Source organism: Prosthecobacter sp. SYSU 5D2, from assembly GCF_039655865.1.
Lineage (GTDB): Bacteria > Verrucomicrobiota > Verrucomicrobiia > Verrucomicrobiales > Verrucomicrobiaceae > Prosthecobacter.
Genome location: NZ_JBBYXL010000014.1, coordinates 93356 through 104579 on the forward strand (window position 1 = coordinate 93356; position 11224 = coordinate 104579).

At 58.6% G+C, this 11224-nt stretch carries 7 protein-coding genes; 6 read left to right on the forward strand and 1 reads right to left on the reverse strand.

The window, feature by feature from the left end:
* Positions 1 to 32: 32 nt before the first annotated feature.
* Both WJU23_RS21390 and WJU23_RS21395 read left to right on the forward strand, forming a co-directional pair.
* On the forward strand, positions 33 to 917 hold the full coding sequence (locus WJU23_RS21390) for an alpha/beta hydrolase (protein WP_346334665.1): 885 nt from the start codon (positions 33 to 35) through the stop codon (positions 915 to 917).
* A gap of 13 nt (positions 918 to 930) precedes the next feature.
* The gene (locus WJU23_RS21395; RefSeq protein ID WP_346334666.1) at positions 931 to 1479 is read left to right on the forward strand and encodes an SMI1/KNR4 family protein; all 549 of its coding nucleotides are present in this window, start codon (positions 931 to 933) and stop codon (positions 1477 to 1479) included.
* Between the two features lie 174 nt (positions 1480 to 1653).
* Here WJU23_RS21395 and WJU23_RS21400 read toward each other — a convergent pair whose 3' ends face one another.
* Entirely contained in the window at positions 1654 to 2604 is a 951-nt protein-coding gene (locus WJU23_RS21400; protein WP_346334667.1) for a rhomboid family intramembrane serine protease, read from the reverse strand.
* Between the two features lie 101 nt (positions 2605 to 2705).
* Here WJU23_RS21400 and WJU23_RS21405 point away from each other — a divergent pair, with 101 nt between their 5' ends.
* The 4 genes from WJU23_RS21405 (at position 2706) to WJU23_RS21420 (ending at position 11199) form a co-directional block, all read left to right on the forward strand.
* Positions 2706 to 4343, forward strand: coding sequence for an altronate dehydratase family protein (locus tag WJU23_RS21405; protein ID WP_346334668.1), 1638 nt, complete (start codon positions 2706 to 2708; stop codon positions 4341 to 4343).
* Between the two features lie 164 nt (positions 4344 to 4507).
* Positions 4508 to 8476, forward strand: a complete 3969-nt coding sequence (locus tag WJU23_RS21410; RefSeq protein WP_346334669.1) for an autotransporter-associated beta strand repeat-containing protein — start codon at positions 4508 to 4510, stop codon at positions 8474 to 8476.
* Positions 8477 to 8552: 76 nt separating this feature from the next.
* Positions 8553 to 9203, forward strand: a complete 651-nt coding sequence (locus WJU23_RS21415) for a hypothetical protein (RefSeq protein ID WP_346334670.1) — start codon at positions 8553 to 8555, stop codon at positions 9201 to 9203.
* A gap of 340 nt (positions 9204 to 9543) precedes the next feature.
* The gene (locus WJU23_RS21420) at positions 9544 to 11199 is read left to right on the forward strand and encodes an MbnP family protein (RefSeq protein ID WP_346334671.1); all 1656 of its coding nucleotides are present in this window, start codon (positions 9544 to 9546) and stop codon (positions 11197 to 11199) included.
* Positions 11200 to 11224: the final 25 nt, after the last annotated feature.

The window sequence follows — 11224 nt, forward strand, 5'->3', positions numbered from 1 at the left end:
AGGATCAGGTGCACTCCCCGCGTTTAATGGCGATGAAATTCTATCTGATTGCGAGTGTTCTGCTGTTGAGCTGCCTGAGCGGGTTTTCCCTGGATCTGCCGCCGCATACCAAAACGGGGGATGTGGTGTATGGGAGGAAGCTAGGTTTTGCCCTGACAATGGACGTGATCCAGCCCGAGAAGCCGAACGGATGCGCCATCATCTACATGGTGAGCGGAGGGTGGGTCTCAAACTACTCCCCAAATACGCCAGACTATTATATTCCGTTTTTGGAGCGGGGTTATACGGTGTTTTCGGTGCGGCATGCATGCCAGCCAAAGTTCATCATCCCGGAGATCACCCAGGACATTCACCGGGCGGTGAGATACATCCGGCAGAATGCGGAAAAGTGGGGGCTGGATGCGGACAAGTTTGGCATCAGCGGCGGCAGTGCAGGCGGACATCTTTCCCTGACCATGGGAGTGCAGGGCGGACCGGGAGATCCGACGGCGAAAGATCCGGTGGACCGGCAGAACAGTGCGGTGCAGGCAATCGCCTGTCTGTATCCGCCGACGGATTTCCTGAACTATGGCAAAGCGGGAGAATGTGCGGTAGGCGTGGGGACGCTGGAACGGCTGAAGGCGGCCTTTGGTCCTGAAGCTGAGACGGCGGAGGGCCGGGAGCGGCTGGGGAAAGAGATCTCACCGATTTATCATGTGACGGAGAAGCTGCCGCCGACGTTGATCATTCATGGGGACAAGGACGAGATCGTGCCGCTGCAGCAGGCGGAGATTTTTGTGAAACGGGCAACGGATGCAGGCGTGACGGCGAAGCTGGTGGTGAAGCAGGGGCTGGGCCATGGATGGCCGGACCGGCAGCCGGATTACCAGCTGTTTGCGGAGTGGTTTGATGAGCACCTGCGGGGTATCAAGAAGTAAGGAGACTCACGTTGTGACTGAAGAAGACATTGCCAAAATCGAGACGGCGCTGGGGGTATGCCTGCCTGCGGACTACCGTGCGCATCTGGCAAAGAATGATGAGGACGAAGAGGAGCACGGGGTGGTGGACGATGTCACCGCCATGCGGGATGCGTATGGCATCATCAAGGCCACCCGTGATTACCGGGCGGGGTTTGAAGGACTGCCGCCCTGGCCAGCGCACTGGGTTTACATGGGGGATGAAGCTGACGCCTGCCCGTATGCGGTGGACTGTGTGAGCGGGCAGTTCCGGAAGACGGACAAGGGAAACCTGTTGCGTCCACCGTTAAAAGCATATGCCTCCTTTGATGAATTTCATGCCGAACACCTAAGGGCTTACGATGAGCGGATGTATGTCTCTGATGAACCATTGACGCTGGGTGACCGGGTGAAGAACTGGCTGTGGGGCCTGGCGATTTTTTTGGGCATTTTTGTGGTGATGCCAATGATTCTGTTCAGCCTGAAACTGCTGTATCGTTATTTGGTCTATGGCGAGGTGCCACGCTTCGAGAACAAATGGTAGTCATGCCATTCAAGACAGGGAGATGGGGATGGCAGAATAATGAGGGTCAGAATAATACTGGAAGCAGGCTGAGATGAGGGGGTTACGGGAGGTGGTAGGTTTATATGAGTTCTGTGTCCGATCGTTCGGCGATGACATGCGCTTCGCGGCGCTAAGTGCGGGGCACTTTTGGGGCTACTTGAGGCGGCGGCTGGCGCGCTCGAGAGTGCGGCGTTCGTCGTCAGTCAGGCTGGCGATGCCTTGGTCGTTGATCTTGTCGAGAATGGGATCAATCTCGTCCTTCATGAGGCTGACGAGGGGATCGTTTTGAGGATTTTCACGGCGGACGGCTTCCATGTCCACGTCCACAGAGGGACTGCGTGGACGGCGGGCGCGGGCCATTTCAGGACGGCGGCGCAGGCTGGAGCCGGTCGGCGGCGGGGTGCGCAGAAGATGCACGGGCACGCCGCCATAACCGAGGGAACGGGCGAAGTACCAGCCGGCCAGACCGCCGCCAAGCTGGGCAAAATAGGAAGTGTTGCCAAGAGGCAGCCATTCAGGCAGGTGAACAGTAAGGGTGAGGATGGCGAGGATGAAATTCACCGCCAGCAGGAGCCTTACCACCGTCCAGAGAGTAATGGAGATGAGGGGCAGCTCTTCCTCCGGCATCGCGACGGAGTAGGCCAGGAGCAGACCGACAACTGAGGCGGAGGCACCCATGAGAGGGGCGGCGGTGGTGTGCAGGACGTAGGCGGAGACGGCCATTTCAAGAGAGGCGCCGACGAGGCCGGAGATAAGGTAGATCCAGAGAAAGTTTTTCCCGCCATAGAGGTCCTGCACCCAGCGGCCGGAAAACCAGAGAAGGACCATGTTTCCCAAAAAAGTGCCCCAGCCGCTGTGCACAAACATGAAAGTGAAGGGCGTCCAGAAATGGCCGGCGCTAAGCTCATCCACGCTGACGCTGCCGAGCGGACGGATGGGCTCTCCAGTGAGGGCATCTTGCAGCCAGGCCAGTTGAAAGACCCACTGAAAAATAAAAACGGCAACGTTTAAAACGAAGATCGCGCGGAACGCCGTCCAGCCGCGCAGCCAGTCGCCAAAAGAAGGCGGGCCTGCACGCATGTAATCACGTTCATGATAGGACATGGGAGCGGAAGAAAGGGGACGATATTTCGAGTAAAAACCTGGAACACGTCAAATACGTGATTCAGACTGGGAACTGACAAACTCACCCCAACTTACTGCAAATGCTTCTCCGCGTCCATCCCGCTGATGATCTGATCGTTGTGCTCCAAGATTTCCCGGCGGGAGCGGAGGTCTGCCTGGAGGGCCAAAAGTGGACTTTGAGGGAAGCAATTGCGGCCAAGCACAAGTTCGCTGCTCGGGATTTTCATGTGGGGGACTTGGTGACGATGTATGGAGTGACGGTGGGACGGGCGATGCAGGCCATCCCGGCAGGCGGGCGGGTGCATACCCACAATTTGAAGCATGAAGCGGCGTCGTTTTCCGGCAAGCGGCAGAGCCTGGTGTGGACGCCCCCCGAGGTAAGCCGCTGGCAGGGGCGAACCTTCCAAGGATACCGGCGCAGCCAGGGTCCGGCCGGGACGGCGAACTACTGGCTGGTCATCCCGCTGGTGTTCTGTGAGAACCGCAATCTGGGTTTCATGCGCGAGGCGCTCACAAGGGCGCTGGGGTATGGGCAGAGCACGGCCTATGAGCGCTATGCCCAGCATCTGGCCGACGGATTTCGCCAAGGAAAAAGGGGGGCGGAGATGGACGGGCCGGGCTTGGATGAAATGGCCCAACCAAGTCCGCTGTTCCCGAATGTCAGCGGGGTGAAATTCCTGGAGCACGGGCTGGGCTGCGGAGGGACGCGGGAGGATGCGGTGGCTCTGTGCCATCTGCTGGCAGGCTACATGGCGCACCCGAACACGGCAGGAGTGACGGTGCTGAGTCTGGGCTGCCAGCATGCGCAGGTGAGCCTGCTGGAGGAGTCGCTGGCGCGCTTTCACCCAAATTTTGACAAGCCGTTGCATGTCTTTGAGCAGCAGAAGAGTGCGTCTGAAAGGGACATGATGGCGAAGGCGATCCGGACGACGTTTGACGGAGTGGCGAAGGCCGGGGAGCAAGTTCGGGTCCCCTGCCCTGTGACGGACCTGGTGGTTGGGATGGAATGTGGGGGCTCTGACGGGTTTTCGGGGATCTCGGCAAATCCGGTGATGGGGCATGTCTCGGACCTGCTCTCGGCACTGGGGGCAGCACCGGTGCTCGCGGAGTTTCCTGAGCTTTGCGGCGTGGAGCAGAGCCTGTGCGACCGCTGCGTGACAGAGGAACTGGCGGACCGGTTTGTGCACCTGATGCGGGCTTACGAAGGACGGGCGCAGGCCTGTGGGTCCGGTTTCGATGCGAATCCATCTCCAGGGAACATCCGGGACGGGCTGATCACGGATGCAATGAAATCCGCCGGGGCAGCAAAAAAGGGCGGGACTGGGCCGATCGTGGATGTCCTGGACTATGGGGAGCCGGTCCGCAAACGCGGCGGCCTGACGCTGTATTGCACACCGGGGAATGATGTGGAATCCACCACGGCACTGGCTGGCGGGGGGTGCAACTTGATGGTGTTTTCCACCGGTTTGGGGACGCCAACGGGGAATCCGGTATGCCCGACACTGAAGGTGGCGACGAACAGCCGGCTGATGAAGCGGATGGGCGACATCCTGGACTTTGACTCAGGGCCGGTGATCACCGGGGAGAAAAGCGTGGCGGAGATGGGGGAGGAACTCCTGGAGCTGTGCCTGGCGACGGCGGGCGGGGAGTTCGTACCGAAGGCGGTGGCGCTGGGGCAGGATGACTTTTTGCCGTGGAAGCGGGGGGTGTCTCTATAAGTGAACCGGGAACAAACCTGAGGTGAATGCATGCACCTTGCATTCAGCTATGTGTTTTGAGGGAGGAGTGAAAATTGCCAAATTGGGAAAAACCTTTATCGTGATACGACCAGTCTGTTTGTTCTTGGCGTAACCATGACGCCAATTTAGGCTTTTCGTCCCCCATGAAAAAGTTCCTGCCGACGGTCGCCACGAATCCGAAGTTCCTGCTTTTGGCCATGGGAGCGCTGCTAGTGTGCAGCCACCAGACCGCCTATTCCCAGGCGGACCAGACCTGGCGGGATGGCGAGGTGAACAATGACTGGGATCTGACCACGCCGAACTGGGATGCTGGAGCGGTGTGGCTGAACGGGAACAATGCAATCTTTGGCGGCACCGGGGAGACGGTGGAAGTGGCCAGCGACCTCACGGTCAATAACCTGACGTTTAACAGCACCGGCTATATTGTCGCCGATGCAAACAACGACAGCGTGCTGAGCCTGCTGGCAGGCAGCGTGATCACGACGGGGACCGGGGTGACGGCGACGATCTCCGAAGCCATCGCAGCGGGCGCGATTACGAAGCAAGGAGAGGGTACACTGGTGCTGACCGGGGCGAACGGATTCGAAGGGAATGTGAGCATTGCAGAAGGGCGGCTGATTGCCGGAAGCAATGGGGCACTGGGGAATACGGTAGGAACGACATCGGTGACCTCAGGTGCGCAGCTGCAGCTTGGCGACGGCGTGGTGATCACGGGGGAGTCGTTGGAAATTGCGGGGTCTGGGCTTTCTTTTACAGGGGCGCTGAGCGTGGCTGCGGGGGAATCTGGCACGTGGGCAGGAGCGGTGAACATCGGCTCCGGTGGCAGGTTTGGTGCGGCGGCAGGCGGGGTGCTGACAGTTAGCGGGCCGATTTCGGGTGGTAATCTCGTGCTGTCCGCTTTCGGTTCCGGCGAGGAGACCGGTGTGCTGGTGGTGAGCAATACAGGGAACACGTATGGCGGCCAGACGCAGATCATCCGGGGCATTCTGCGTTTGGGTGCGACCAATGCGCTGCCAGCAACAACGCTGCTAAATATTGACTCGGCCAACAGCCCTACGGAACCGTCCATTTTTGACCTGGCGGGCTACAATCAGACCATCGCCACCCTGACGAGGACGGCGACAAGCGAAGCGGGAAGCTTCATCACGAACACGGGCAACGTGGCGAGTACGCTGACGGTGAATCAAAGCGGAAGCTCGACTTACAGCGGCATCCTGCAGGATGTGACGGCGGCATTGAACATCGAAAAGACCGGCACGGGCACGCTGACCCTGTCAGGTGACAATGCTCACAGTGGCACGACGACGGTGAGCGAGGGCACTCTGATTCTTTCCGGTAATGGCACGGCGACGGGAGAAGTGATTGCGACAACGACAGGCGTGCTGATCGTGGCAAGCAACGGGGCGCTGGGCAGCACGAGCGCCGGGACGGTGGTGAATACAGGCAGCCGGGCGATCCTTAATGACGGCATCGTGGTGACGGGAGAGACTATTACCATCGCCGGCACGGGCGGGAACAACAACGGCGCGCTGCAAACGGCGGAAAATGCAACGGCGGAGTGGGCGGGCAACATCATCTCCAACAGTGCAGACGCGCGTATCGGCGGCGGTGCCGGTGGGACGCTGATTGTCTCCGGAGTGATCAGCGGGGCCACCAGCTTACGCGGGATTCTGTTCAGCCGTGGCAACAACTCCACAACAATCCTCAACAATGTGAACACCTACACGGGGGATACCCAGATTTTCGCCAATGCCGGGGATGGTTCCAGGCTGGTCATGGGGGTGGACAATGCCATCAATGAGGGCAGCCAGCTCAGTGTCATCTCAGCCAATGCAACCAGGAGCATGGTGCTGGATTTAAACGGCCATTTGCTTACGCTGAGAGGCCTGAACACAGCCACCAACCATTCGAGCGGCAACTTTCTTTTCATCGAGAACAACGGGGCAACGCCGACGACTTTCAGCGTGAGCGGCTCAACCGGAACTTTTGTTTGGAACGGGCGGATGCGGGATGGCACGGGCGGGCTTTCCTTTGTTAAAAATGGCGCGGGCATCCAGACGATTATCGCCCCGCAAAGCTATACGGGAAGCACGACCGTAAACGCGGGGACGCTGCAGATTGGCGGGGCGGTCACGACCCTGGGCGTGAACGGGTCTCTGGCTTCTGCCAACCTGGTCCTGAAAGGGGGCACCCTGGCCTTCGATAACCTGGGCGCGAACAATAACAGCGGGAACCGGCTGGCCGATACCTCCAGCATCACTTTTGAAGGAGGCACTTTTGTCTATCGGGGCTCAGAGCTGGCCAACTCCAGTGAAACGATGGGCAGTCTGGTGGTGGGATCCAAGCGGTCCGTGATGACGATGACGTTTGGAGGAAGCCAGACAGCTGCACTGACGGCCAGCGGGCTGACCCGCAGCGCGAACGGCGGAACGCTGCTGCTGAACGGCATCAACCTTGGCATGGACGGCAGCAGCACGGCGAGCGTGAGCCGGATCCTATTGACTGCGGCACCGACGCTTGTGGGGACGACAGACGCGCTTTCCACTGGCATCAATGCGGCAGCCAAGAATACCAAGATTGTTCCGTTTCTGCTTGGCGAGGCGACGGCCACTGCAGGAGGGCTGGGCACAGCCACAGGGACGGCGAACACCTTTGTCACCTATGATCCGGCGACAGGCCTGCGGCCGCTGAACCTGGCGGACGAGTTTACCAACAATGCCTTCACCACAGGGCACAATGTTTATATCACCAGCCCAACAAATGTAGGCGGGAGCGCGACGATCAATTCTTTGATTCTCAGCGGTTCAGGTGCGACCATCGGGACAGGTAACACGCTGACAGTCGAGAGTGGTGCGGTGTTTTTCTCGTCAGGATCAGGACTGACGTTGGGTGGGGGAGTCTTGAATTTCGGAAACCGTGAGGGGATCATCACGATGAATTCAACAGGCAATACTACGCTGACGACACGGATCATCGGGACGGCGGGCGTTTCTTTTTATGGAACAGGCACCCTGGTAACCAACCAGCAGCATACCTTTTCTGGTGATACGGGACTGTATCTGGGGGCCGTGATCCCGCAGGTCAGCTCGGTGGGCACACCGGGAGCGGTCGTCAGCGGTCCCTTAGGAACGGGGACAATCATCATGGGTGGGGCAAGCATCCGCGCGAGCACAAGCGGAGATGTCGTCCTACACAATGATGTGCGATTCCTGGCCAACATGACGGTCTTGGGAGCGACAGGTGCAAGAAACCTGACCTTTGCAGGAGATGTCATTCTTGAAGACGGCATTCAAACCGTGACCAACCAGACCACGGCGAACACTTATTTCACCGGTGTCATCAGCAGCAATGCAGCGGGGGATGGTTTTTCCGTGGCAGGAAATGGAGCTGGGCAGGTGGTGCTAAGCGGGGATAACACCTATGCGGGTCCGACCTCCCTGACCGGCAACACCACCCTGTTGATCAACGGCGATCAAAGTGCCGCCACCGGAGCAGTAACGGTGACGGCGGGGGTGCTGGGCGGAACTGGCACGCTGGGTGGGGCAACGACCATCGGCAATGGCGGTACTCTCAGCCCCGGTGACCCGGCGGCGGCAGGAGGGATTGGCAGGCTTTCCATGGCCCAGGGGCTGACGCTCCAGGTCGGGTCCATCACAAGCCTGGAAATCACAGGAGCGTCGTTTACCAGCCTGGATTCTTTTGGCGGCAATGCCCCCGGTTCTCCCGAATACATGGCCTATGTGCTGGCCAATGGCAGCGGCCAGGGAAATCATGACCAGATTGTCATCACCGGCAGCATCAACCAGGAAACGGGCGGAAGGATCCAGGTCATGTCCGCTGGTTTCACCCCGGCAGAAGGGCAGATCTTCAATTTGCTGGACTGGAGTGCTTCCCTGGGGAATTCGTTTTCAGAGAATCTGGGAGACACCTACCGGACCGGTGCTGATGACAACCTCTTCGACCTGGATCTCCCGGACATTTCCAGCAGCGGTCTGGCATGGGACATCAGTTTCTTTGCCAGCCACGGCATTGTGGTGGTCATTCCAGAGCCCGGCCGTGCAGCTCTGCTGATGTTGGGGCTGGCACTGGCCGGAATGCGCCGCCGCCGCTGAGCGGGACTGGAAAAAGTTGTCACTGCCTGGTTGGCAAAGAGGCTATCCCGTTTAGCATGAGTTCATTCCGGCGGCCATGATCTTCCCCATTCTGCGCGACATCCTGCACACCCCGGTGGTGGAGATCATTCTCCATTTAAAGCAGTCACCCGGGATGACGGTGAAGGAACTGTGCGGCGTCATGAAAATGAGCTACATGGGGGTCAAGCAGCATTGCGATGCGATGGCGGAGAAAGGCTATCTGGATTCCTGGCGGCATCCGGTACCCCATGGGCGGCCGGAAAAGATTTACCGTCTCACTTCCAAGCTGGATCCGCTTTTCCCAACGGCCAGTGCAGAGCATCTGCTGGAACTGCTAAGCCATGCGGAACGGCTGTTTGGCATGACGGCACCTGAAAAGCTGCTGTATGCTTTTTTCGCCTCCAAAGCGGAGAGATATGCCAAGAAAGTCACCGTGGAAACTGAACTGGAAAACAAGGCGCTGGTGCTAGCCCGGCTGCGGACTGCGGACGGGTGCATGTCCGTGGTGGAAATGAGCGGGACAGGCGGACTGCGCATCGTGGATTACCATTGTCCACATGTTGAGTTGCTGAGGCAGTATCCGCTGATTGAAGAAATCGAATGTGAGATGATGGAGCGCCTGCTGGGCTGCACGGTGCAACGAGATGTGGAGGAGAGATCCGGGCTGAGGAGGGTGATTTTTTCACTGATCAGTCCGGCCGAGTAAGAGGCGAGGAGGGCTTTATCTGCCAATGGCCGTTGCTCACAGAAGCACGGTTGGCCGGGATTCATAATGAGGGTTAGTCAGAGCTGAGGAAGCACGTCTTCCTGTTATCCTGACACCTAATTAGGGTTTAATTAGTTATTTCGCCCTGTTAGAAGGGCTAAAAACAAGCCGAATTGCAGGAATATTACATTTTTCTTATAGAATCCACAGCGCTTCGTTTCACTATTGAGCACGTTTGCAAAAACGAGACTCACCAATGAATGGCCGCGCAAAAGCCCCATGGAAGCATTACCTTACAGGCATGTTTTTGCTTTGCGGTGGATTCGTGCAGGCTCAGGTCATGGAATTGGAAATTCTGCCACTATCGCAGAAGGCAGTGGCAAAGCACCAGGTGGTCATCCAACGCCTGGATTTTATCCTTTCTGGACTGGCTCTGAAGCGTGCAGACGGAAGCTGGCTGGAGTCCGAGGACTGGGCGGCCTTTTTCAGCGTTGAAAAGAAAAGGCTGAAAGCGCGGGCAGAGGGAGTTCCGGCAGGCAAATATCAGGCCGTGAGGTTTGATGTGGGGCTGCCTGCGGCGGTGAATGAGGCGGATGTAAATCAACTTCCACCGGGGCATGACCTGCATCCCGACGTGTGCGGCCTGCATTGGGGCTGGCAGGGCGGCTATGTCTTCATGGCCCTTGAAGGCCGATGGGGGCAAGGCAAAGAAGGACAGGGAGGCTTTGCCTATCATCTGGCGAGGACGCCAAATGTGGTGAAGGTCGAGGTGCCGGTGGAATTTCAGGGCGGAGGCCCGATGACGCTGAAACTGGAACTGGATAAGGAGCGAATCCTGAAAGGCATTGACTTCGACATTCACGGCACTTCCACGCATTCCCGTGATGGCGATGAACTGGTGCCACTGCTGAAGACCAACCTTGCGGAGGCGTTCAGTCTAAAGTCAGTGCACTACGATACCTATCAGACGGAGACGGTGGCAGAGAACGATAAGGCGGAAGAGCGGCCACAAGGAACCCAGCCCTACCCTGTCGCCATCACCAACAGGTTTCCGCAAGCAAGGTTTCCGGCGGACAATCCTCTGACGGAGGAAGGGGTGACGCTGGGAGAAAAGCTCTTCCATGACACCCGCCTGTCCATTAACAACAGCCAGTCCTGCGCAAGCTGCCACGACCGGAGTTTCGCTTTCAGCGATCCCCGGAAATTCAGTCTGGGTGCGGAGGGACAGACCGGCAACCGCCATTCCATGCCGCTATTTAATCTGGCTTGGGAGCAGACGTTCTTTTGGGACGGGCGGGCAGGAAGCCTGCGCGAGCAGGTGCTGATGCCCATCCAGGACCGGCACGAGATGAATGAAACGCTGGAGCGGGTGGTGGAAAAGATCACCGACCAGAAGGATGGCTTTGCCGCAGCCTTTGGGACATCCGAGATCACACCGGAGCGCATTGCCAAAGCCTTGGAGCAATATTTGTTAACCCTTGTCAGCCAGGAGTCCCGGTTTGACAAAGCAGCAAGGAAGGCCGGGGAGATGACGGAGGAGGAGAAGCGGGGGCTGCAGCTTTTCGTGACGGAATTTGACCCTTCACGTGGACTGCGCGGCGCGGACTGCTTCCACTGCCATGGGGGCACACTGTTCACCGACCACCAGTTTAAAAACAACGGGCTGGACCTGAACCCGGCTGACCTGGGCAGGATGATCGTCACCGGGGATCCGGCAGACAGGGGAAAGTTCAAAACGCCCAGCCTGCGCAACATTGCAGTGACGGCCCCCTACATGCATGACGGGCGCTTTTCCACCCTGGAAGAGGTGGTGGAGCACTACAGCCAGGGCGTGAAGCGAAGCAGCACCCTGGACCCAAACCTGGCCAAACATCCCGAGACGGGACTGCAACTGACCGAGGCTGAAAAACACGCACTCGTGGCCTTTCTGAAAACACTCACGGACGAGGAATTTATCTCCGCGCCCGCCAAGACTGAAATTGCCCAACGCCCCTGATGAAAACGTTACCGCTCCCATTAGC